Below are 21,818 nucleotides of genomic sequence, written 5' to 3'. Positions count from 1 at the left end.
GCCTTTCGTACGCAGGTCGCATAACCTGGTATCACCAGCCTAACGACCGGAAGACCCCACCTGTGACGACCGCCCTCCAGCTCGACGAACGCTATGGCCGCACCCGCCGCCGTCGGTGGCCATGGTTCCTCGCCGGGGCCGTCGCGCTCCTCCTCCTCGCCGCCCTCGCGTGGTCCATCGTGGGCCAGTCGCTGAGCGCGGTCGACGCCGATGATCTGGGCTTCGAGCTCGTGGACGAGCACGCCGTCGACGTGCGCTTCCAGGTGACAGGCGTCCAGGGCAAGGACGTCGTGTGCGTGCTCGAGGCCCTCGACGAGGAGTTCGGCGTCGTGGGCTGGAAGATCGTGGAGATCCCGGCGGGAGATGCCCATGCGCTCACCCGGGCGGAGCGCATCCCGACCGTCGCGGAGGCCACGACAGGTTTGGTGAACACCTGCTGGGTCGCCTAGACTGATGCCAGACAGACGACGCCCCGGCACCGTGCCGGGGCGTCTTGGCATATCCCCCGCGGTATCTCGGCGGGATCCCGATAGAAGGAGCTTCGTCATGTCCACCGATGCTCAGGTCCCCTTCCTCACGCAGGAAGCCTACGACCGGCTCGTCGCCGAGCTGGAACACCTCTCCACCGTCGGTCGCGACGAGATCGCCAAGCGCATCGAGGCGGCCCGCGAGGAGGGCGACCTCAAGGAGAACGGCGGCTACCACGCGGCGAAGGACGAGCAGGGGAAGCAGGAGGCGCGCATCCGCACCCTGGAGGCGCTGCTGAAGACCGCCAAGGTCGGCGAGGCCCCTGCCAGCCGGGGCATCGTCGAGCCGGGCACCGTCGTGACCGCGATCGTCGCGGGCGGCGAGGAGGTCTTCCTCCTCGGCAGCCGTGAGATCGCCGCCGCCGGCAGCGACCTCGACGTCTACAGCGAGGCCAGCCCGCTGGGCCAGGCGATCCTGGGCCTCAAGGTCGGCGAGTCCTCGTCGTACGAGGCGCCGAACGGCCGCTCGATCAGCGTCGAGATCGTGAAGGTGGAGACCTACACGGGCTGACGCCCGCCACCACGAGACACCCCCTCGACCGCCACGGTCGAGGGGGTGTCGCGCGTCCGGGGGTCAGTCCTGGACGACGATGGGTGCGAAGCCGGCGCGACGGAGAGTGTCGAGCGTGTGGGCCGAGTGGTCCGCGCCGCGGGTCTCGACGCTGAGCTCGAGGATGACCTCGCTGATCTGCAGTCCGTGGCCGTGACGCGTGTGCATCGCCTCGATGACGTTCGCTCCCGCCTCCGCGATGAGCTCGGACACGCGGGCGAGCTGGCCGGGACGGTCGGGAAGCGGGATGCGGATCGTCAAGTACCGGCCGGAGGCGGCGAGGCCGTGCGACACCACGCGCTGCAGCAGGAGAGGGTCGATGTTGCCGCCCGACAGCACGGCCATCGTCGTGCCGGTCGCCGACACACGTCCGGAGAGGATCGCGGCGACGCCCGCCGCACCGGCGGGCTCCACGACGACCTTGGCCTGCTCCAGGAGGACGAGCATGGCGCGCGCGAGGTCGTCGTCCGAGACGGTCACCACCTCGTCGACGAGGTCCTTGATGATCTCGAACGGCACAGCTCCCGGGCGCGCGACGAGGATGCCGTCGGCGATGGTGGGGCGCGTGACGATGTCGACCGGCTCCCCGGCCGCGAGCGACGGCGGCACCGCGGCCGCGTTCTCCGCCTGGACGCCGATCACGCGGATCGTCCGTCCGAGCTCGGCGGCCTTGGCCTTGACCGCGGCGGCGACCCCGGCGATCAGTCCTCCGCCGCCGATGCCGAGGACGACGGTGTCGATCTCGGGCGCATCCTCCAGCAGCTCCAGACCGAGGGTGCCCTGCCCGATCACGATGTCGCGGTGGTCGAACGGGTGGATGAGCACGGCGCCGGTGCGCTCCGCGAACTCGGCGGCCAGGCGCAGCGACGTGGCGACCGTCTCCCCCTCGAGCACCACCTCGGCCCCGTAGCCGCGGGTGGCGAGGAGCTTCGGCACGGGGACCCCGAGCGGCATGAAGATCGTCGCGGGGATGCCGAGCGCCTGGGCGGCCAGAGCGACGCCCTGCGCGTGGTTCCCGGCCGAGGCCGCCACGACGCCACGGGAGCGCTCCTCCGCGCTGAGCCGGGAGAGCCGGTACGCCGCGCCGCGGATCTTGAAGGAGCCCGTGCGCTGCAGGTTCTCCATCTTCAGCAGCACCGGGGCACCGAGCGCGTCGGACAGCGCCCGGGAGGGCAGCGTCGGGGTGTGCGAGATCACCTCAGCCAGACTTCGAGCCGCGTCCTGGAACTCGGTCAGGCTGGGGACTGCGCTCATCGATTCCTCCGTCTCCGCTCGCGCGGAACTGTGCTCCAGATCAGGTCTCCGCTCGGCCCGACGCCGGTGCGCCAGGATCCCGAGCTGATGGTCACCGCCGCCACGTTCACGAACGCGGCCAGCGGGACGGCGAACAGGGCACCCGGGATGCCCGCGATCATCGCGCCGCCCGCGACCACGAGGACGACGGCGAGGGGGTGCACCTTGACGGCGGAGCCCATCATGATCGGCTGCAGGATGTGGCCCTCGATCTGCTGGACGGCGAGGACGACGACGAGCATCCAGAGGGCGATCCACGGCCCGTTGTAGACGAGCGCGAGGAAGACGGCCACGGCACCGGTCACGACCGCACCGACGATGGGGATGAACGAGCCGAGGAACACGAGGACCGCGACGGGCAGCGCGAGCGGCACCTGGAGCAGGAACGCGCCGAGGCCGATGCCGATCGCGTCGATCGTCGCCACGAACAACTGCGTCCTGGCGTAGTTGACGATCGTCGTCCAGCCGTTGCGCGCGGCGCCGTCGACGGCGGGACGGGCCTTCCGGGGGAAGATCCGCAGCGTCCAGCGCCAGATGCCGGCGCCGTCGGCGAGGAGGCAGATGAGGATGAACAGCGACAGCAGCGCGCCGGTGGCGACGTGCCCGACGGTCGTCCCGATCGCGAGGGCCCCCGTCCAGAGGACCTGCGCCTGCTCGCTGATGAAGTCGAGGCCCTGCTGTAGGTAGTTCGCGATCTGCGTGTCCGACAGGTTCAGCGGACCGTCGTGCAGCCACACCTGGAACTGGTCGAAGGCCTCGGTCGTGCGCTGCTGCACGTCCGGGAGCTGGGCGCGCACCTGCCAGACCACGAGCCACATCAGCCCCGTGACGATGGCGATCGTGCCGATGAGGGAGACAGCGATCGCGAGCCAGCGCGGGAATCCGTGACGCAGCATCCAGGAGAACGCCGGCCACAGCAGGGCGGTGATGAGGATGCCCACCATCAGCGGGATGACGAGGAGCTTGAGCAGCATCACCAGCCAGATGAAGACGCCGGCCGCCGCGGCGATGAGCAGCAGGCGCCAGGCGTAGCTGGCCGTGATGCGCAGGGGCAGCGGCACCGCCTCGTCGGCTTCGGTGGTCACGGTCCGATCGGTCACCACGGGGCGCGGACGGAACAGATCGCGCAGCCGGGGTCGCTGGTCCTCGCTCATCGCCTCAGTCTACGGTCATGCCGTATGCCGTTCGACGCATCCTGCGCGCCAGGACGATGTCGGAGAGCGGGGATACGCTGGCGGCGTGACCGACACCCTCAGTCCTGCCCAGGCACGACGGATCGCCCTCGCCGCGCAGGGCTTCACCCGCGCGCGCCCGGCCACCGTCTCCGGTCGCCATCTGCACCGGGTGATGGACCGGCTCGGCGTGCTGCAGATCGACTCGGTCAACGTGTTCGCCCGGTCGCACTACGTCCCGCTGTTCTCCCGGCTCGGCGCCTACGATCCCGCACTCCTCGACCGCCTCTTCCTGTCGCGCACGACCCACTATGTGGAGTACCTCGCTCACGAGGCGACCTTCATCCCCGTCGAGGACTGGCCCCTGTGGCGGTTCCGCATGGACGACTTCCGGCGGCGCTGGTCCGCGGAGGACTCCTGGCTCCGCACGAATGCCCGGACGGTGCAGTGGGTGCAGGACGAGCTCCGTGCGCGGGGACCGCTCCGTCCGGTCGATCTCCGTGCCGACGCCCCGCGCGAGCGCGGCACCTGGTGGGACTGGGACGAGGTCAAGCTCGCCCTCGAGCACCTGTGGCGCACGGGCGACGTCGCTGTGAGCGGACGCCGGGGGTTCGAGCGCACCTACGCCCTCGCCGAGCAGGTCATCCCCGAGCGCATCCGGTCCCGCCAGATCCCGCGCGAGGACGCCGTCCGCGAGCTCGTCCGACGCGCCGCGCGGTCCAGCGGCGTCGGGACGGCGGCCGACCTGGCCGACTATTACCGCCTCCGCGACCGTGCCGCCGTGACCGGGGCGATCGCCGAGCTCGTCGACGCCGGCGAAGTGCAACCCGTGACCGTCCGCGGCTGGGAACGCGGCGGCCGGCCCCTGCCCGCCTGGCGGCATCGCGACGCGGTTCTTCCGCGCCGGGTCGAGACCGCCGCCCTGTTGACCCCGTTCGATCCCGTGGTGTGGTTCCGGGAACGTGCGCTGCGGGCGTTCGAGCTCGATTACCGTATCGAGATCTACGTGCCGGCGGCGAAGCGCCGGTACGGCTACTACTCGCTGCCCGTCCTCGTCGGCGACCGGATCGTGGCACGGGTCGACCTCAAGGCCGACCGCGGCACGTCCACGCTGCAGGTGCAGTCGGCATGGTGGGAGCCGCAGGCGCGTCCCGGTGACGCCGAGGCTATCGCGGCGGAGCTCCTGCGCGCCGCGCAGTGGCAGGGTCTCGAACAGGTGTCGGTCTCCGGATGGGGCGATGCGACCGCGGCCGTCCACACCGCACTCGCCTCCACCGCCCCGGACACGGTGCGTCGTCATGTCCACGTCCGGGAGGGCGTCGCGTGAGCCGTCATCGCTGGTGGCTCGTGGGCGGTGCCATCGTAGCCGTCGCTGTCGCGGGGGCGGTGTGGTTCGGGCTGTCCGCGCTCCGCTCGCCCACGGCGGAGGAAGCAACGCTGGCCTATCTCCACGCACTGGAGTCGGGCGATCCCGAGGCGGTCGCGGCGACCGGGACCGCGGTGTCCGACGCCGCCCTCACCGCGTTCGCCGGAGCGTCGTCGACCATCCAGGATGCCGAGGTCACCGATGTCCGCGAGGGAGACGGTGGCGCGTCCGCGACGGTGCGCTTCCGGCTCGACGGGGACGAGCACGAGGCGGACCTCCGGCTGACGCCGGGCAGCGGCGGGTGGGCCGTCGATGGCTCCGGCCTCGGCGCCCTCCGCACCACGACCACGATCGGGACGGCTGTGCAGGTCGGCGGTGCAGTCCTCCCGGTGGACGAAGACGCCGCGCTGCTCCCCGGCGTGTACCCCGTGACGGCCGCGCCTCGGACCCTGCTGACCGGCACGACCGACGCCGTCGTGCTCCCCGGGGATGACGCGACCGCGAGCGTGACCGCCGAGCTCCGGCCGGAGGCGACGGAGGCCGCGCAGACCCAGCTCGAGGCCTACCTGAAGACCTGCACCGCCGACGGCACCGCGGTCCCCGACGACTGCGGCATCCGGATCCCGTGGGGGACGGAGTTCCGAGAGATCTCCGACATCGCGTTCCGTGTCGAACGGTTCCCTGCGGTGGTGCTCACCCCGACCGCGTTCGCCGCGGACGACGGCATCCTCGAGGCGACCGTGACCGGCACCGGCCAGGACGGCGACGCGCGCACGGCCACCTACCGCAGCACCGCGTGGAGCGTGCGCGGTGGCGTGGACATCACCGCAGACGAACTCGCCCTCACCGTGTGGTGAGGGCGAGGATCAGAACTGCACGCGCGGAGGCTCGGAGATGGCGCCGCTGTCGGCGACCTCGAAGAACTCGCGCTCGGTGAAGCCGAGCCCCTTGGCGAAGAGGTTGTTGGGGAACACCTTGATCTTGGTGTTGAGCTCGCGGACGCCGCCGTTGTAGAAGCGCCGCGCGGCCTGGATCTTGTCCTCGGTGTCGACGACGGCCTGCTGAAGCTGGAGGAAGTTCTGGCTGGCCTGCAGCTGCGGGTAGGCCTCGGCCACCGCGAAGAGGCTGCGCAGGGCCTGCTGCAGGTGCCCCTCGGCGATCCCCGCCTCGCCGGGACTGCCGGCGGAGAGAGTCTCGGCGCGGGCGCGGGTGACGTTCTCGAACACCGCCTTCTCGTGCGAGGCGTAGCCCTTGACCGTCTCGATGAGATTCGGGATGAGGTCGGCCCGGCGCTTGAGCTGGACGGTGATGCCGCTCCAGGCTTCGTCCACACGGACGTTCAGCTGCACCAGCGAGTTGTACGTCGCCCAGAGATACACGCCGACGAGCAGGATCACCCCGACGACGATCAGTACCGGCACGAGCCATTCCATCAGTGCCCCACCCTTTCCCGTATTTCTCTCATCCTAGACGCGGTGCCTGCACGTGGACTGGGGACGAGAGTCTCCGGCCCCACTCGATCAGCGCCCGAGCACGCGTTCCAGGTGACGGTTTGAGAATCGGCGGTCCGGATCGAGGCGGTCGCGCAGTGCCACGAAGTCCTCGAAGCGCGGATACCGCTCCCGCAGCGTCTCGTGCGTGAGCGTGTGCAGCTTCCCCCAATGCGGGCGACCGCCGTGCGCGCTCATGATCTCCTCCACCGCGCCGAAGTAGGCGGTCGGGTCCGCCCGCCAGTACCGGTGGACCGCGATGTAGGCGGTCTCGCGACCGTACGCGGTCGAGAGCCAGCGGTCGTCTGCCGCCGCGAACCGCACCTCCACCGGGAACTCGATCCGCCAGCCGCGCTGGTCGATGAGGTCCTGGAGAGCGCGGAACGCGGGCACGACGTCCGCCGCCGGGAGCGCGTACTCCATCTCACGGAATCGCACCGTCCTGCTCTGGGTGAGCACGCGGTTCGACAGGTCGGTGTACTCGCGGTCCCCGGTGAGTCGTACCGCGAGCCGGTTGAACGGAGGCGTGATCGCCGGAACAGCCTGTCCCGCCGCACAGACGACGCGATACACGCCGTTCGCGAGCAGCGTCTCGTCCACCCATCGGCCCACGGGAGGAAGGGGCCGGCGTCGCGTCGACTCCGGCAGACGCGTTTGGCGCTTGGTCAGCGCGACGTCGGTGTGCGGGAACCAGTAGAACTCGAAGTGATCGGCCGCGGCGACGCGCTCATCGATCGTGGAGAGGACCTCCTCCATCGGCACGGGTTCGTCGATCGCATGCATCACGAACGTCGGCACGCACTGCAACGTCACCTCGACGATGATGCCGAGCGCTCCCAGCCCCACGGCGACCGCGGGCAGCAGCTCGGGGCTGTGGGCTTCGTCGATGCGGAGGAACTCGCCGTCCGCGGTGATCAGAGTCACGCCGACCACCTGCGTGGCGAGCCCGCCGAAGCCCGCGCCGGTCCCATGGGTGCCCGTGGAGATCGCCCCGGCGATGGACTGCCGGTCGATGTCGCCGAGGTTCTCCATCGCGAGTCCGTAGCGCGCCAGCAGCCCGGGGATGCGGTGCAGCCGGGTGCCGGCGAGGAGCGTGACGCGCCCGCTCGCTGCGTCCGCGGATACGAGTCCCTGCAGGTCGTCGAGCTCCAGGAGGACACCGGGAGCGACGGCGATCCCGGTGAAGCTGTGACCGGCGCCGACCGCTTTGACCGTGAGTCCCTGTCGCACCGCTGCCCGCACGGCACGTTGCACGCCCTCAGGACTGCGCGGCCGCTCGACTCGGACCGGGCGCACCGACGCCGACCGGCCCCAGTTCTGCCAGGTGCCGCCGATTCTCGTCACAGGAACGCCTTCCCCTCGCCGCGGTACGTCGGCAGCTCGTCGATGACCTCGTCGCCGGACACGAGATGGTAGGCGGCGATGCGCTCGGCCGGTTCGCCGCTCTTCGCATGACGGAACCAGACGCGATCGCCGACGCCGAGCGTCGCGGCGCTCGGTCCTCGCAGCGGCGTCTGCACCTCGCCTGCCGCCTCCCGCGGAAGCGTGCGGAGGTTCGCCGGCCATACCGGGTGCGGCTGTCGCGAGGCGACCGCGGGCCCGGAGGCGATCCAGCCGCCGCCCAGCACCGTGGCGATGTCGGCCGCAGGACGGCGCACGACGTCGAAGGCGAAAGCCGCAGCCGGCGCCGGGTGGAAGGATCGGTACCCGTCGAACAGGTGCCCTCCGAGCAGGCCGCTGCCCGCGCTGGCCTCGGTGAGGGACTCGTCGCTGCCGCTGAACTCGAGGGAGCCGGTACCCCCGCCGTTGAGGAACTCGAGGGACGTCACCGCACCGACCGCGGCGACGATCTGCGCCCGCCGCTCCCGCAGCTCGTCGCGCGAGCGGGCCTGAACGCGGCGGATCAGCGGCCCATCGGGGCCGGCGTCACCCTGTCCGGCGATCTGGGCGTCATACATCTGCAATCCCACGAGGCGGAAGCCGGGGCGTGCCACGACCTTCCGCGCGAACGCCGCGACCTCGCCTGCGGAGAAGAGAGCCGACCGGCGGACGCCGATGTGCCCGAGCAGCGGCGATCGCCAGGACGCGTCGACGTCGATCGCCACCCGGAGCTCCGGGCGCGCCGAGGGGGCCACCACGCTGTCGACGAGGTCGAGGTGCACGGGGTCGTCGATCATGAGGGTGATGCGCTGAGCGGCCTCTTCGTCGGCGCAGAGCCGTTCGAGGGCGGCCCGGTCCACGGTCGGATAGCCCAGCACGATGTCGTCGTGCGTCTCGGCGAGCCAGAGGGCTTCCTCGAGCGTGAAGGCGAGGATGCCGCGGAATCCGGGGAGGCGCAGCACGGCATCGAGGACGGCACGCACCCGCACCGATTTCGACGCCACCCGGATCGGCAGACCGCCGGCACGGACGAGCAGATCCATGGCGTTGTAGCGCAGCGCCTCCCGATCGATGACGGCGACCGGGGCCGGAAGATGCCCGGTCGCGGCCGACAAGCGCGGCCAGTAGCGGCCCGGGTCCTCCCATTCGGGGGCGACCACAGGGCCACCCGGGACGGGGCTCAGTTCGTCGGTGAGGTCGAGCACTCCCCCACCCTACGGCCTGAGCCCCGCCCGGGTCACGACCCCGCCGACGATAGGCTGGCGGCGCGGCCCCCGTAGCCCAATGGCAGAGGCAGGCGACTTAAAATCGCTTCAGTCTGGGTTCGAGTCCCAGCGGGGGCACCCGTCAGCGGCCGAGGATGTCGCCGATCCCCGGGATGCCGAGATCGCCGAGCCGCTCTCCCCAGCCGGTCGCCGTCTCGCCGAGTCCCGAGACGGCCTCGCCGGCCGAGCCGAGCATCTCGTCGGCGCCACCGGCCAGCGCATCGACGTCGACGCCGGAGGCGAGGGCGTCGATGTCGATGCCCTGCGCCCATGCGTCGAAGTCCACCCCGAGGCCTGCAGCCTGTTCCAGGAGGGGTGCCGCCACGGTGCTCAGGACGGCCCCGCCGGCCACCACACCCAGCAGGCCGACCGCCGCACCGCCGGCGGCGACCGCGGCCCCACCCGCGCCGGCGCCCCGGACCCGGGAGAGGAGGCCGCGCAGACGGCCCGGCTGCATCGCCTCGGCGCGGCCCGCCGCGCGGGCGAGGTCGTCCGCGGAGGAGGAGCGCGGTCGCTCTTCGGCGGGGAGCTCGGCTCGCATGCGGGCCTCGACCTGCTCCCGCTGCGACGGCGTGAGACGGGCGAAGGCCTCGCGATGGATCTGCTCGACGCGGTGCGGGTCCGCCGTCTGCAGGAGGTAGTCGTACCGGGCGATGGCCGCACGGTCCGCCGCGGAGGTGTCCGGCCGACCACCGGAACCGGGGGCAGGCGGCGGCGCGTACGAGGTCGACGGTCGCCCCGCGGCAGGGCCGCCGGCCGACGACGAGGCGGGAGACGGGGTGTTCGGGCGCGGCCCCTCGGCACCGGGGCCACGGACGGCATCCACGGCGCCACGGATCATCCCGCTCCAATCCGTCGAGGAACGGGAGCCCTCCCCGCCCCTCGCGGCGGGGCTCGCACCCTTCGCATCGAGGGCGTCGGTGGCCAGGCGGATCAGGCGGGAGAGTTTCGACATGGGGGTCCGTTCGTGGGACGGGCCGCCGTTCTCCGCGACGTCGGTCGACGCAAGGTTCCGGGCAGCCCGCGATGCGGGCGCCAAGGTCTCCTCCACCCTCGCGGGCCAGCGGGCCGGGGCACGATGACATGCCCGTCATGACGACGTCGCTGCAGACGGGAGTACTCCCCTTGCCCTCCACACGCTAGTGAGGCGGCCTATGGATCGGCTCCACGCTCCGGCCGGGGCGATCCGCGGAGGATGGCGGTCATCTCCTCGTACAGCGCCTCGAACGTCTCCCGGAGCTCCGCCGCACCGTCCGGACGACGCGCTGCCGGAACGGCCTCCGCCAGCGTCCCGAGTGCGAGGGTCGCCGCCGATTCCCGGGCTACGGCCGCGCCGAACCCCTCGGACGGCCGCCCCCACGCCGCTGCGAGGAGGAGCTGGTCGCGCAGCACTCCCGCCACGCCGAGGAGTACAGCCGCCGCCCGGAGGTGGCTGCGAGCGACCTCCGTGCCCAGAAGCCGTTCGTGCATCACCCGCGCGAACCGGCGGGCGTGCGGTGTCGGCACATCTCGGCGCGGACGAAGCCGCCAGCCGTCCGACGTACCCGGCACAGCCTCGTACGACAGCGGCTGCCCGTCTCGCAGATGCACCACAGGGATCAGCGGTGGCGCCTGGAGCGTGTCCTGTCGCCACCACTCCGCGGGGGCGACCGCGGCGGGCAGGAAGGCGGTGGCCGGAGCGTGCGCCCCCGGCCCGTCGCGTTGCACGAGATCGGCTGTGCTCGCGAGCAGGGCGAGTCCTCGCTCCTCCGCGAACCGCTGGAGCAGCACGCCCTCAGGAGTGTCGTCGCCCGCCGGGACGGAACGGGCGAACTCCGCCGCCTCGGGAATCGGCAGCACCACGGCGATCGACGTCGGATCGGGTCCGGGCGGCAGGAGCCACGGATAGCCGGCGAAAGCCGCCAGCCGGAGGGCGTGCGAGGCATAGCCGTCTCCGGGGGTGAAGAACCGCAGGGCGGCCCTGGGCCGTCCTCCCACGGCTTCGTGCACCTGCGCGACGAGACGCGGGTGCGGGCGCACTGCGGCGTCCAGGACCATGTGGTGGGTCGCCCGTCGGGTCCACGGCTGCCACGCCTCGGCGAAGGCTCCGGCATCCGCCCCCGTTCGGCAGATGCGGACGAAAGCACCGTCGAGTTGTTCCGCGAGCTGCTCTGCGCGCCTCTCCTGGCCCGAAGCCGCCCGGATCGACACACTGACCGTCGGCGGCTCTCCCCCCTGCGCGCTCACCGGACCTCCTCCCAGCGTCGTCCGGGGTTGCGTGGTAAACGCCCCTCCCGAGCACTCTGCGAGCGTACAATGTGAGATGTTACGTCGCCAACTCGCGCTACGGCCGGGAACGGAGAAGGCCCCGGCGCTCGTGCGCTCGGGGCCCTCCTCTCAGAACCGTGCGGTCACTTCACCGCGGCGGTCTCCACCGAGTCATCCGCCGATGCGGCCGGAGCCTTCTTGGCGGCCGGAGCCTTCTTGGCCGCCGGCTTCTTGGCCGCCGGCTTCTTGATCTCCGCCGGCGTCTCCGCCGCAGGCGCAGCAGCCGGCTTCTCGGCGGCCGGCGCCTTCGCGGCCGGAGCGGCCGACGCGGGGGCCGCGTCCGCAGGTGCCGCGGGACGCGGGCGAGCGGCGAACTCCTCGAAGACGTACCGCGGGTTCTGCACCGTCTGCAGGTTCACGAGGTCGCGGCCCAGCCACAGGTTGTTCCACCAGCCCCAGAGCACGCGCCACTTGCGCTCCCACGTCGGCATGGCGAGACCGTGGTAGCCACGGTGCGCGAGCCAGGCGATGAAGCCCTTCAGCGCGATCTTGCCGGACTGGAAGACTCCGTTGTACAGGCCGAGACCTGCGACAGCGCCGAGGTTCTTGTGGAAGTACTCCTTGGGGTCCTCGCCGCGGAGCACGGCGACGACGTTCTTGGCCAGGAGCTTCGCCTGGCGCACGGCGTGCTGCGCGTTCGGGACGCAGAAGCCACCGACGCCGCCGCCCGAGAGGTCGGGAACGGCCGACACGTCACCCGCGGCCCAGGCCCCCTCGACGAACGCCTCAGGCGTGCCGACGCGAAGGTCTGCGCGGGTCTGGATGCGACCGCGCTCCTCCACCGGCAGATCACCGCCGCGCACGACGGTCGGGTTGGCCATGACACCGGCGGTCCACACGATGACGTCCGTCGGGATGACCTCGCCGGTGGAGAGCTCGACGTTGCCGTCGATGGCACCCTTGACCTGGGTGTCGAGGTGGACGTTGGCCCCGCGCTTGGCGAGGTCTTTCAGCACCCACTCGCTCGTCTTCAACGAGACCTCGGGCATGATCCGCCCCATGGCCTCGATGAGGTGGAAGTGGGTGTCCTCGAAGGACAGCTGCGGGTACTTGCTCACCAGCGAGGACGCGAGGGAGCGGAGCTCCGCGAAGACCTCGATGCCGGCGAAGCCGCCGCCGACGACGACGACGGTCAGCAGGCGGTCGCGCTCGGGACCGGCGGGGAGGGAGGCAGCCTTGTCGAAGTTCGACATGACCTTGTCACGGATGGCGACGGCCTCTTCGATCGTCTTGAGCCCGATGGCGTTGTCGGCGATGCCGGGGATCGGGAACGTGCGCGAGACGGCGCCCGCGGTGACGACGATCTGGTCGTACGCGAACTCGTACGGCTCGCCGACGGGCGGCGTGATGGTGGCGACCTTCTGCGCGTGGTTGATGTTGGTCACCTTGGCGGTGAGCACGTGGGTGCGCTTGAGGTGACGGCGGTGCGCGACCACCGAGTGACGGGCCTCGATGGAGCCCGCGGCGACCTCGGGGAGGAACGGCTGGTACGTCATGTACGGCAGCGGGTCGACCATGGTCACGTCGGCCTCGCCCTTGCGCAGATGCTTCTCGAGCTTCCACGCAGTGTAGAAACCTGCGTACCCTCCGCCGACGATCAGGATCTTGGGCACAGTGCTGTTCTGAGGCACAGAAGAACTACTCCTCGGAGTCGGGATTGTGGCGTACGGGAACGCGCGCCGATCGGATGCGCCGGGCAGCTGCGGTGACGCCAAGCGCTACCAGGATACCAGGGACGGTGAGGGCGATGAGCGGCAGGGTACCGTAGCGCAGGGAATCGGCGCTGGGAAGCAGCGGTGAACCGGCCTCGGTCGGGGCGTCGGCGTCCGGCAGCGGCGGGATCTCCACCGGGCCGAGAGACGGTTCCGGCGTGGGCACGCTGTCTGCACGACGGAACAGCCGCACCCATTCCGCCAGATCTCCCATCGGGTTCTCGCTCACGGAGGGGATGTTCGCCGAGATCGCCGCGTCCGCGTCCACGAGCCCGAAGCCGTAGAGCGGGTCTCGCGGCTTCTGTGCGTCGGCCACCGGCATGGCCGTCTTGATGATGCGGTTGATGACGTCGTTCGCCGAGATGTCGGGATGCGCCGAGCGGATCAGCGCCGCGACACCTGCCACGATCGGAGCCGCACCGCTGGTTCCGCTCCACGAGACGACCTCGCCGTCCGCCGACACCCCGAGCAGCCCCTCGCTCGGCGCCGAGATCCCGATGGTGATGCCCTGCGTCGATGCCTCGATGCTGGCCGTTCCGGTCTGGTCGACACCGCCGACCGTGAGCACGCCGGGGATCGTGGCGGGCGCTCCGATGATGTTCGTGCCACTCCCCCGGTTGCCGGCGGCGACGACCACGACGACATCGTGCTCGAAGGCGTACAGGAACGCGTCGTCCCAGCTCTCGTCCCAGTCGAGGGTGTTCGTCGTGAACGACAGGTTGATGATGTCGGCACCGTGATCGACCGCCCATCGGATGCCCTTCGCCACCTGCTCGGTGAACGGCACGGCTGCCGCGGCGCCGAAGCCCACCGAGACCGACAGCAGGTCGGCCTCCGGCGCGACGCCGATCATGCCCGTGCCGTCAGCCTTGCCGCGCCCCGCCGCGAGGGAAGCCACCCAGGATCCGTGGTTGCCGTCCACCGCGCCCAGCGGCGTGCGGCCGTCCGGGGTGCCGGCACCGGAGACGTCGGTCCCGCCGACCACCGCGTCCCCGAACACCTCCGGGACCTTGCCGATGCCGGTGTCGATGACGGCGATGGTGACGCCTTCTCCGCGCGTCGTCTGCCATGCGTCCCTGATCCCTGCACCGTCCAGCCAATACTCCGCCGCACGGACCGGGTCCGCGGGGTCGTCGGCGACCGGCGGCGGCGTCGGGGTCGGGGTCGCAGTCGACCCGAGGAGCAGGACGGATGCCGCCACCGCCACGAGGGCGACGGCGCCGCGCAGCATCCGTCGCCGCGTCATGCCGAGCGTGCCGGATCGTCGCGGAGGGCGGCTCCGGGCTCCTCGCAGCGGCAGACCTCGGGCGACCAGGAGCTGCGAGCGAGAGCTGCGTCACCGATCGGGTTCACGCCGGCACCCGCCGCCAGGGCGTGCCCAGCGAGGGCGTGCAGGCACTTCACTCGCGTCGGCATGCCCCCGGCGGAGATCCCGTCGATCTCGGGCACCTCGCCGAACTGCGCGCGGTCCGCGAGGTACGCCTCGTGGGCGGACCGATACGCCGCGGCCACGGCCTCGTCCTCCGCGAGCAGCGCCGCGAGCTCGGGCATGACCTGGTTCGCTTCGAGCGTCGACATCGCCGCGGTCGCCGCCGGATGCGTGAGGTAGTAGAACGTGGGGAACGGCGTCCCGTCCGGCAGCCGCGGAGTGGTGGCCACCACCGTGGGGTTGCCACAGCGGCAGCGCGCCGCGATGCCGACGACGCCGCGTGCGGGTCGTCCGAGCTGGGTCGACACGACGGCGAGCTCGGCGGAAGTGGGCGCGGGGAACGGCGGGTTGGTCACCCCACCAGCGTAGGGGAGCCGGCCGGGAGGATGCTCGGAACGAGCGTTCAGCCGGGGGCGGCGGCCGTGTCGCTCAAGCCCGCGGAGACGAGGGTGCGCAGCAGCTGCGGCATCCAGTCGGCGGGCTTCTCCTCGAGGGTGTCGCTCACCGGATCCTGCTCGCGCGGGAGGGTGGACGGATCGAGGTCATTGTCGATGAGGTACACGACCTCGCCCGGCTTCACGTAGTAGAGGCGCTCGCGGGCCTGCGTGGTGATGTACGCAGGGTCTTCCCACCGTTCACGCTCCGCGGTCAGCGCCGCGATCTCGTCCTCGCTCACCTGCACCGACTGCTCCAGCGCCGCGATCTTCTGCCGCTGGTCGATGAAGGTGCCGAGCGTGGGCACGAGCACCCAGGCTCCCAGCACGACGAGGGAGAGCATGATCACCGAGAAGGCGGAGAGCCGGATGCCCGATGCCCACTCGCGCACGTCCACGCGAGGGGCGGCCGTCGCACCACCCCGCGGCTGCCGCGATGTCGAGGCGGCGCGGCGCGCTGTCGCAGGCCCGGGAGACGGCGAAGGAGGAGCCGGTCGTCGTGCCACGGCTCCTCCTTCGTCTCTGTCGCCATCCGGGCGGCGCGGTCCTGCCGCGGATGCGGCGTCATTGCTGTCGCGGGTGCTCAGCCCTGGTAGCGCGGGAAGGCGGAACGCCCGGCGAAGACCGCGGCGTCGCCCAGCTCCTCCTCGATGCGCAGCAGCTGGTTGTACTTCGCGACGCGCTCGCTGCGCGCCGGGGCACCCGCCTTGATCTGGCCGGCATTCGTGGCGACCACGAGGTCGGCGATCGTCGTGTCCTCGGTCTCACCCGAACGGTGCGAGAGCATCGCCGTGTAGCCCGAACGCTGCGCGAGGCTGACCGCGTCGAACGTCTCGGTGAGCGTGCCGATCTGGTTGACCTTCACCAGGAGCGAGTTGGCGACGCCGCGCGTGATGCCGTCGGCGAGACGCTGCGGGTTGGTGACGAACAGGTCGTCACCGACCAGCTGGACCTTCGACCCCAGCGCCTCGGTGAGGTGCTTCCAGTTGTCCCAGTCGTCCTCGGCGAGCGCGTCCTCGATCGTGACGATCGGGAAGTCGTTGACGAGCCCGACGTAGTACTCGGTGAGCGCCTCGGCGTCCCAGTCCTTGTTGTCGAGGCGGTAGACGCCGTCGTTGAAGAACTCGGTGGCGGCGACGTCGAGGCCGAGCGCGATGTCGGTGCCGGGCGTGAAGCCGGCCTTCTCGATCGCCTTGACGAGGAAGTCGAGGCCTTCGCGGTTGCTGGGCAGGTCGGGGGCGAAGCCGCCCTCGTCGCCGAGACCCGTCGCGTAGCCGGCGGCCTTCAGCTCCGCGCGCAGCACGTGGTAGGTCTCCACGCCCCAGCGCAGCGCCTCGGAGTAGGTCTCCGCGCCGATCGGGGCGAGGAAGAACTCCTGCATGTCGATGCCGTTGTCAGCGTGCTCTCCGCCGTTGATGACGTTGAACAGCGGGACGGGCAGCACGTGCGCGTTCGGACCGCCGAGGTAGCGGAACAGCGGCAGGTCGGCGGAGTCCGCGGCGGCCTTCGCGACCGCGAGGCTCACGCCGAGGATGGCGTTGGCGCCGACGCGCTTCTTGTTGTCCGTGCCGTCGACCTCGATGAGGATCTCGTCGACGATGCGCTGCTCGCTCGCCTCCACGCCCTCGATGGCCGGGCCGAGCTCGTCGATGACCGCCTCGACGGCTTTGAGCACGCCCTTGCCGCCGTAGCGGCTCTTGTCGCCGTCCCGCAGCTCGTACGCCTCGAAGGCGCCGGTCGAGGCACCGGAGGGGACGGCGGCGCGCTGCACGATGCCGTCGTCGAGGAGCACCTCCACCTCGACGGTCGGGTTTCCGCGCGAGTCGAGAATCTCGCGTGCGCCTACAGCCTCGATCAGTGCCACTGATGTGCTCCTTGCTCAGGATGGAAGGGTGTGTGGAGCGTCGTCGATCCGCGCCCAGTCTATCCCCGGCGGGGCGGGGCGCCGGAGTCAGACGACGAGGGCGAGCGCGATGCCGTCCCATCCCTTGATCCCGACCGTCTGCAGCGCCGTGGCGTCGAAGCGCGGGTCCTCCCCGAGCATCCGCAGCCCCGCGCGGGTGCCGTTCACCTTGGGGTCCGTCGAGTCGTCGCGGACGATCTCGCCGTCGCGGCCGATGTTGTCGAGCACGACAACGGTGCCCGGGCGACCCAGCTTCGCGGCCCAGTCCAGGTACACGGTGTTCGACTCCTTGTCGGCGTCGATGAAGACGAGGTCGAAGCCGCCGACGAGGGTCGGAAGCACATCGGCTCCTCGTCCGACGCGGATGTCGACCCGGTCCCCCACCCCGGCGGCATCGATGCTCGCGCGGGCGACGGCGGCGTTGTCGGCCTCCGCCTCGATCGTCATCACCTGCCCCTCGGGACCGACGGCGCGGGCCATCCAGATCGTCGAGTAGCCGCCGAGGGTCCCGATCTCCAGCACGCGGCGCGCGCCGCTCATCCGTACGAGGAGGTTCAGCAGCTTCCCCGCGACCGGGGCGACCTCGATCTCGGGCAGCCCCGCCGCCCGCTGCGCTTCGAGCGCGTGCTCCAAAGCCGGATCCGTGCCCACGAGCATGTCGGCGAGGAAGGTGTCGGCGCGGGCCCAGGCGGCGGGAGTGGATTCCATGTGCTCAGCCAACCCCCGGCGCCGGCCGGCCGTCAAGCGTCGGCGGGGTGGGCGGGGTGCGCGGCACGGCGAGCCCCGGCTGTCGGCGGAACTGCCCCGTGAGCACGAGGACGAGGGCCACGACGGCGGCGACGATCCAGCCCGCGACACCGAGCGCTCCGGCGAGGGCGAGGTCGGGCTGTACCGCGGCGACGATCACGACCAGGCCCGCGGCGGCGTTCAGGGCCCCGTGCGCGGCGACCGCCGGCCACAGCGAGCCGGAGCGCAGCCGCAGCCAGCCGAACAGCACACCCCACGCCACGCAGCCGCCGATCATGAACAGCACGCCGGTGACGTCCGTCCGGCCGAAGTTGTAGCCGAGGAGGATGACGGGGCTGTGCCACAGTCCCCAGATCGCCCCGCTGAGCAGGAGCGCTGGCCAGGTGCCGAGCGGGCGCAGCGCCGGGAGCAGCCAGCCGCGCCAGCCGAGCTCCTCGCCGAAGGCGAGCACGCTGTTCACCAGCGCCCCGACCGGGATCGCGGCGAGCTGTGCGAACACGACCACGCCGACCGGCGGCACCGGCGTCCCCGGGGGAAGCGCCTGGGCGAGCTGATCCGCGAAGGCCGAGAAGGTGAGGTCGAGCCGCACCCACCCGAAAGCGGCCGCGAGGAGGACGCCGAGGGCGACGAGCACCGGCGGCACGAGCCAGGCCGTGACCAGCAGCCCGACGACGCGCTTCGCGGGCCGCAGCGGCCACAGCCCGAGGAAGCGCGCCCGGTCGCCCTTCCTCGGTACGCCCGTGGTGAGCATGACGACGAGCACCGCGGCCGCGGGCGTGAACATCATCACGGGGAGGAGCGCTCCCGCGAAGGGTTCGGCGAGGCCGTCGCCGAGCCAGAGGGGCAGGCAGACGAGAGCCGCGAGCCCGCAGGCCGTGAGGGTGAAGATGAGGACCGCGCGCCAGGGCACGCGGGTCGGCGTCGTCAGGACGGTCATGGCGCCACCCGCCCGGTCTCCCCGGCGGCGGCCGACCCCGCGGATCGGTCCACGTAGGCCTGCAGGAGTGCGGCCGCCTCCTCCGCCCCGTCGATCGTGATGACGAACGGTCCGTGGTCGCGGCGATGCACCTCGATCGCCGACCCCTGGCGCATCACGATCCCGCTGCGGCCGTCGGGAGCGAGACGCCACCCCCAGCCGCCGAACTCGCCGAAGGGCGACATGCGCACGGCCCTGGCCGACGCGATCTCTGCCACCGGGATGGTCTTCCGAGGCCACCCGATCACGGCACGGGCGTCGATGCCGTCCGGCGTGACGCGCACCCGGAACGAGGCGGTCGCCGCCAGCGCGAACCCGACGACGAGGGCGACCAGACCCGAGACCCAGGCCAGCGGGGTGCCCGTGAGGAGCATCGCCACGGCGAGCGCCACGAGCCCGAGCAGCACGAGCAGGAGGAAGACGAGGGCACCGGTGGGCATGGTCGTGGTGCCCACCCAGACGACCCGCTCGCCGTCGCCGACCCGCACGTCGTGGCGGGGCTCGAGAGCGGCGCCGGGCACCGACTGCACGCGCGGCTGCACGAACCACGCCATCGCGCCCACGCCGAGGAGAGCCGCCCAGGCCAGTGCCATCACTCCCGCGATGCCCGGGACCTCTCCGGAGGGCGGGAGGTCGCGCTGGATCGCGAGGGAGCCCAGGCAGATCACGCCCGCGAACGCCGACATGCCGGCCGCGGTCGCTCCGAGCAGACGGGCGGTCGCGCCCCAGTGCGCCCCGACGGCGACCAGTGTCGTGACGGTCAGGAGCACCGGGATCCCGAGACCGACGCCGAGGAGCACCCAGAGGTAGGTGGCGGCCGGGCCGAAACCGTCCGCCCCGTCGACGCCCCAGTGGATCGCGACGTCGGTGGGGAACGACGGCAGCCAGGCCGTGAGCACGAGAGCGGAGATCGCGACGATGAGCACCGGGAGGACGAGCGCCACGAGGACGAAGGCCCGTCGCGCGCGGCGCAGGGTGGCCGGAGGGGTGCGGGTGGGGTCAGGCGTCGTCATGGGAGGCCTCCTGGGGGGTCGCGGCGGGGGTGGGAGGTTCGGCTTCTGCGCGGTGCGTGCGGACGATGCCGGCGAGGGTCTCGGCGGAGACGCCCAGGGCCGCCGCCCGCCGGATCAGCCCATCGATCTCGTGAGAGAGTTCGGCGAGCGGCGCGGCGGAGGCGGCGATCACGGCGCCCCTCCCCCGCCGGAGGTCGACCAGGCCCTCGTCGCGGAGGCGCTGGTAGGCGTGCAGGACGGTGTGCTGATTGATGTCGAGCGCGGCGGCCACGTCGCGGGCGGCCGGCAGACGATCGCCGGGGGCGAGAGCACCGGAGAGGATGTCGGCGCGCACCGAGGCGGCGACCTGGTCGTAGAGCGCGTGTGGGCTGTCGACATCGACGCGGATGAGCATGGCACCTCCCTTCGCTAGTTATTCTATGTGAACTAGAACAACTGTGCCAACCCTCCAGACGTCTTCGCGGGGACTCGGCGCATCCTCCACACTGACCTCATGCGCATCACGCCCCGCCGCCTCGCCCTCGGCATGAGCCTCTGGATCCCCAACCTGTGCAGCGGCATCCGCGTCCGCCGGTTCAGCGACGACTGGACCCACGCGACCGTGGAGCTGCACGTGAACCTCCTCACCCGCAACTACGTCAAGACGGCGTTCGGCGGATCGATGTCGGCGATGACCGACCCGTACTTCTTCATGCTCGTCATGCATCAGCTCGGGCGGGACTACGTCGTGTGGGACACCCGTGGCGAGATCGAGTTCCTCAAGCCGGGGCGCGGGGTGCTGACCGCGGAGTTCGAGGTGACGCGGGAGAAGGCGGAGGAGCTGCGGCAGCGCGCCCACGGCGGCGCGAAGGTGCTCGAGTGGTTCGAGACGGTCATCACCGATCGCGACGGAGACGTCGTGGCGAAGGTGCGCCGCGAGGTCTACATCCGCGAGAAGAAGCGCGTCACCGCGTCCCGCGGCTGACACGTCACCGGCCGTTCACCCCGGCGTGGGACGATGACCGGATGCCCCTCGCCCGCCGCCTGACGCTGCCGGACGCCGTCGCCATCGGCCTCGGCTCGATGATCGGTGCCGGCGTGTTCGCGGTCTGGGGACCGGCCGTCGAGGTCGCCGGCATGGGGATCCTCCTCGCCCTCGGAATCGCCGCCGCGGTCGCCTACGCCAACGCCACCGCCTCGGCACAGCTCGCGGCCGTGCACCCCGTGGCAGGAGGCACGTACGCCTATGCGCGAGCGGAGATCGGACCGTGGTGGGGCTTCGTCGCCGGCTGGAGCTTCGTGATCGGCAAGATCGCGAGCTGCGCCGCCATGGCCATGACCTTCGCCGCCTACGCCGCTCCCGCGGGGTGGCAGGCCCCGGTCGCCGTGATCGCCGTCGCCGCGCTCGCGGTCGTGAACTGCCTGGGGGTGACGCGGACGGCGCTGGCGACCCGCATCCTCGTGGCCTGCTCGCTGCTCGGGCTCTCGGTCGTGGTCGCGGTCGGCCTCGGCGCCGCGCCAACCGCCTCCCCTGCGCCGCTCCCCGACACGACCGTGTACGGCGTGCTCCAGGGCGCCGGACTGCTGTTCTTCGCCTTCGCCGGCTACGCCCGGATCGCCACGATGGGTGAGGAGGTGGTGGATCCCGCGCGCACGATCCCCCGCGCGATCGTGCTCGCCCTCGGCGGCGCCGTCGTCGTCTACGCGCTCGTCGGCGTCGTGGTGCTCCTCGTCCTCGGTGGCGACGCGCGGGGGGCCGCCGCGCCCCTGGCCGACGTCCTCACCGCCGCCGGCTGGTCGGCGTTCGTCCCCGTCGTGCGGGTCGCCGCGGCCGCCGCCTCCCTCGGCGCCCTGCTCGCTCTGCTCACCGGCATCGGCCGCACGACACTCGCCATGGCGCGAGAGGGGGACCTGCCGCGGTTCCTCGCCCGCATCGACGAGCGCCATCAAGTACCGCGCCGCGCCGAGGTCGCCATCGCCGTGATCGTGATCGCGCTCGTGCTCGTCGGGGATCTCCGCGAGGTGATCGGGTTCTCGTCCTTCGGCGTGCTGCTGTACTACCTCATCGCGAACGCCGCCGCGTTCCGCCAGCACGGCGCGGCCCGACGATACCCCCGAGCGCTGCAGGTGGGCGGAGCCCTCGGCTGTCTCGCACTGGTGAGCACGCTTCCCGCCCTCGCCTCGCTCGTCGGCGTGGGTGTCGTGCTGCTCGGGATCGCGGGGCGGGCGCTGCGGGTGCGGCGAGTGCGGCGGCAGCAGCAGCGCGGCTGATCGC

General features: G+C 71.7%; 22 protein-coding genes and 1 tRNA gene. 7 read left to right on the top strand and 16 right to left on the bottom strand.

Annotation, left to right across the window (positions count from 1 at the left end; genetic code table 11):
- Positions 1 to 62 precede the first annotated feature (62 nt).
- Positions 63 to 449, top strand: coding sequence for a DUF4307 domain-containing protein (locus C6C15_RS05355; RefSeq protein WP_060922683.1), 387 nt, complete (start codon positions 63 to 65; stop codon positions 447 to 449).
- A 97-nt stretch (positions 450 to 546) separates the two neighbouring features.
- Positions 547 to 1,038: a transcription elongation factor GreA gene (gene greA, locus C6C15_RS05350; RefSeq protein ID WP_025103938.1), complete on the top strand. Its 492-nt coding sequence runs from the start codon at positions 547 to 549 to the stop codon at positions 1,036 to 1,038.
- Positions 1,039 to 1,101: 63 nt separating this feature from the next.
- Here the strand turns inward: greA and ilvA are convergent, their stop codons facing one another.
- Together ilvA and C6C15_RS05340 are read right to left on the bottom strand one after the other, a co-directional pair.
- The gene (ilvA, locus tag C6C15_RS05345) at positions 1,102 to 2,331 is read right to left on the bottom strand and encodes a threonine ammonia-lyase (protein ID WP_025103937.1); all 1,230 of its coding nucleotides are present in this window, start codon (positions 2,329 to 2,331) and stop codon (positions 1,102 to 1,104) included.
- Positions 2,328 to 3,524 carry an AI-2E family transporter gene (locus tag C6C15_RS05340; protein ID WP_025103936.1) on the bottom strand — a complete coding sequence of 399 codons (1,197 nt, stop codon included), beginning with the start codon at positions 3,522 to 3,524 and terminating at the stop codon, positions 2,328 to 2,330. The genes ilvA and C6C15_RS05340 overlap by 4 nt, the downstream gene beginning before the upstream one ends.
- A gap of 85 nt (positions 3,525 to 3,609) precedes the next feature.
- Here C6C15_RS05340 and C6C15_RS05335 point away from each other — a divergent pair, with 85 nt between their 5' ends.
- Together C6C15_RS05335 and C6C15_RS05330 are read left to right on the top strand one after the other, a co-directional pair.
- Positions 3,610 to 4,869, top strand: a complete 1,260-nt coding sequence (locus C6C15_RS05335) for a winged helix-turn-helix domain-containing protein (RefSeq protein WP_105949477.1) — start codon at positions 3,610 to 3,612, stop codon at positions 4,867 to 4,869.
- A complete protein-coding gene (locus tag C6C15_RS05330) occupies positions 4,866 to 5,765 on the top strand; it encodes a hypothetical protein (RefSeq protein ID WP_105949476.1) in 900 nt (299 codons plus the stop codon). The genes C6C15_RS05335 and C6C15_RS05330 overlap by 4 nt, the downstream gene beginning before the upstream one ends.
- A 9-nt stretch (positions 5,766 to 5,774) precedes the next feature.
- On the opposite strand, the gene C6C15_RS05325 is transcribed toward C6C15_RS05330, so the two are convergent.
- From C6C15_RS05325 to C6C15_RS05315, 3 genes are all read right to left on the bottom strand, one after another.
- The gene (locus tag C6C15_RS05325) at positions 5,775 to 6,341 is read right to left on the bottom strand and encodes a LemA family protein (RefSeq protein ID WP_060923320.1); all 567 of its coding nucleotides are present in this window, start codon (positions 6,339 to 6,341) and stop codon (positions 5,775 to 5,777) included.
- 87 nt (positions 6,342 to 6,428) lie between these two features.
- Entirely contained in the window at positions 6,429 to 7,742 is a 1,314-nt protein-coding gene (locus C6C15_RS05320; RefSeq protein WP_105949475.1) for a D-arabinono-1,4-lactone oxidase, read from the bottom strand.
- The gene (locus C6C15_RS05315) at positions 7,739 to 8,983 is read right to left on the bottom strand and encodes an alanine racemase (RefSeq protein ID WP_105949474.1); all 1,245 of its coding nucleotides are present in this window, start codon (positions 8,981 to 8,983) and stop codon (positions 7,739 to 7,741) included. Before C6C15_RS05315 ends, C6C15_RS05320 begins: the two co-directional genes overlap by 4 nt.
- A gap of 65 nt (positions 8,984 to 9,048) precedes the next feature.
- Between C6C15_RS05315 and C6C15_RS05310 the strand changes: the two genes are divergently transcribed.
- Positions 9,049 to 9,121, top strand: a tRNA-Leu gene (locus tag C6C15_RS05310).
- A 4-nt stretch (positions 9,122 to 9,125) separates the two neighbouring features.
- On the opposite strand, the gene C6C15_RS05305 is transcribed toward C6C15_RS05310, so the two are convergent.
- The 11 genes from C6C15_RS05305 to C6C15_RS05255 all read right to left on the bottom strand — a co-directional run bounded on the left by C6C15_RS05305 (position 9,126) and on the right by C6C15_RS05255 (position 19,958).
- Positions 9,126 to 9,998, bottom strand: a complete 873-nt coding sequence (locus tag C6C15_RS05305) for a cation-transporting ATPase (protein ID WP_105949473.1) — start codon at positions 9,996 to 9,998, stop codon at positions 9,126 to 9,128.
- A 197-nt stretch (positions 9,999 to 10,195) separates the two neighbouring features.
- Positions 10,196 to 11,269: a hypothetical protein gene (locus C6C15_RS05300; RefSeq protein WP_105949472.1), complete on the bottom strand. Its 1,074-nt coding sequence runs from the start codon at positions 11,267 to 11,269 to the stop codon at positions 10,196 to 10,198.
- 164 nt (positions 11,270 to 11,433) lie between these two features.
- Complete coding sequence (locus C6C15_RS05295) at positions 11,434 to 12,963, bottom strand: NAD(P)/FAD-dependent oxidoreductase (RefSeq protein WP_234024221.1); 1,530 nt, start codon at positions 12,961 to 12,963, stop codon at positions 11,434 to 11,436.
- A 25-nt stretch (positions 12,964 to 12,988) separates the two neighbouring features.
- Positions 12,989 to 14,308: a S8 family peptidase gene (locus tag C6C15_RS05290; protein ID WP_060921984.1), complete on the bottom strand. Its 1,320-nt coding sequence runs from the start codon at positions 14,306 to 14,308 to the stop codon at positions 12,989 to 12,991.
- Entirely contained in the window at positions 14,305 to 14,847 is a 543-nt protein-coding gene (locus C6C15_RS05285; protein ID WP_060921983.1) for a DUF501 domain-containing protein, read from the bottom strand. Before C6C15_RS05285 ends, C6C15_RS05290 begins: the two co-directional genes overlap by 4 nt.
- A 47-nt stretch (positions 14,848 to 14,894) precedes the next feature.
- Entirely contained in the window at positions 14,895 to 15,431 is a 537-nt protein-coding gene (locus C6C15_RS05280) for an FtsB family cell division protein (protein ID WP_199787694.1), read from the bottom strand.
- A 77-nt stretch (positions 15,432 to 15,508) separates the two neighbouring features.
- The gene (gene eno, locus C6C15_RS05275) at positions 15,509 to 16,789 is read right to left on the bottom strand and encodes a phosphopyruvate hydratase (RefSeq protein WP_105949470.1); all 1,281 of its coding nucleotides are present in this window, start codon (positions 16,787 to 16,789) and stop codon (positions 15,509 to 15,511) included.
- Positions 16,790 to 16,876: 87 nt separating this feature from the next.
- A complete protein-coding gene (locus C6C15_RS05270; protein ID WP_105949469.1) occupies positions 16,877 to 17,536 on the bottom strand; it encodes an O-methyltransferase in 660 nt (219 codons plus the stop codon).
- A 4-nt stretch (positions 17,537 to 17,540) separates the two neighbouring features.
- Positions 17,541 to 18,512, bottom strand: coding sequence for a CPBP family intramembrane glutamic endopeptidase (locus C6C15_RS05265; protein ID WP_105949468.1), 972 nt, complete (start codon positions 18,510 to 18,512; stop codon positions 17,541 to 17,543).
- A complete protein-coding gene (locus C6C15_RS05260; protein ID WP_105949467.1) occupies positions 18,509 to 19,564 on the bottom strand; it encodes a hypothetical protein in 1,056 nt (351 codons plus the stop codon). The genes C6C15_RS05265 and C6C15_RS05260 overlap by 4 nt, the downstream gene beginning before the upstream one ends.
- Positions 19,551 to 19,958, bottom strand: a complete 408-nt coding sequence (locus tag C6C15_RS05255; RefSeq protein WP_105949466.1) for a GntR family transcriptional regulator — start codon at positions 19,956 to 19,958, stop codon at positions 19,551 to 19,553. The genes C6C15_RS05260 and C6C15_RS05255 overlap by 14 nt, the downstream gene beginning before the upstream one ends.
- A gap of 99 nt (positions 19,959 to 20,057) precedes the next feature.
- Here C6C15_RS05255 and C6C15_RS05250 point away from each other — a divergent pair, with 99 nt between their 5' ends.
- Both C6C15_RS05250 and C6C15_RS05245 read left to right on the top strand, forming a co-directional pair.
- Positions 20,058 to 20,528, top strand: coding sequence for a PaaI family thioesterase (locus C6C15_RS05250; RefSeq protein ID WP_105949465.1), 471 nt, complete (start codon positions 20,058 to 20,060; stop codon positions 20,526 to 20,528).
- Positions 20,529 to 20,569: 41 nt separating this feature from the next.
- A complete protein-coding gene (locus tag C6C15_RS05245; RefSeq protein WP_105949464.1) occupies positions 20,570 to 21,814 on the top strand; it encodes an APC family permease in 1,245 nt (414 codons plus the stop codon).
- Positions 21,815 to 21,818 lie beyond the last annotated feature (4 nt).

It is taken from the genome of Microbacterium sp. str. 'China', from assembly GCF_002993305.1.
GTDB classification, from domain to species: Bacteria; Actinomycetota; Actinomycetes; order Actinomycetales; family Microbacteriaceae; genus Microbacterium; species Microbacterium paraoxydans.
Note: the sequence above shows the minus strand (reverse complement) of the source record. Positions and strands in the feature narration are given on the sequence as shown.

Coding starts and splice junctions, on each gene's coding strand:
- greA (WP_025103938.1), top strand. CDS start 547: ATGTCCACCGATGCTCAGGTCCCCTTCCTCACGCAGGAAGCCTACGAC.
- ilvA (WP_025103937.1), bottom strand. CDS start 2,331: ATGAGCGCAGTCCCCAGCCTGACCGAGTTCCAGGACGCGGCTCGAAGT.
- C6C15_RS05340 (WP_025103936.1), bottom strand. CDS start 3,524: ATGAGCGAGGACCAGCGACCCCGGCTGCGCGATCTGTTCCGTCCGCGC.
- C6C15_RS05325 (WP_060923320.1), bottom strand. CDS start 6,341: ATGGAATGGCTCGTGCCGGTACTGATCGTCGTCGGGGTGATCCTGCTC.
- C6C15_RS05305 (WP_105949473.1), bottom strand. CDS start 9,998: ATGTCGAAACTCTCCCGCCTGATCCGCCTGGCCACCGACGCCCTCGAT.
- C6C15_RS05290 (WP_060921984.1), bottom strand. CDS start 14,308: ATGACGCGGCGACGGATGCTGCGCGGCGCCGTCGCCCTCGTGGCGGTG.
- C6C15_RS05270 (WP_105949469.1), bottom strand. CDS start 17,536: ATGGAATCCACTCCCGCCGCCTGGGCCCGCGCCGACACCTTCCTCGCC.
- C6C15_RS05265 (WP_105949468.1), bottom strand. CDS start 18,512: ATGACCGTCCTGACGACGCCGACCCGCGTGCCCTGGCGCGCGGTCCTC.
- C6C15_RS05260 (WP_105949467.1), bottom strand. CDS start 19,564: ATGACGACGCCTGACCCCACCCGCACCCCTCCGGCCACCCTGCGCCGC.
- C6C15_RS05255 (WP_105949466.1), bottom strand. CDS start 19,958: ATGCTCATCCGCGTCGATGTCGACAGCCCACACGCGCTCTACGACCAG.
- C6C15_RS05250 (WP_105949465.1), top strand. CDS start 20,058: ATGCGCATCACGCCCCGCCGCCTCGCCCTCGGCATGAGCCTCTGGATC.
- C6C15_RS05245 (WP_105949464.1), top strand. CDS start 20,570: ATGCCCCTCGCCCGCCGCCTGACGCTGCCGGACGCCGTCGCCATCGGC.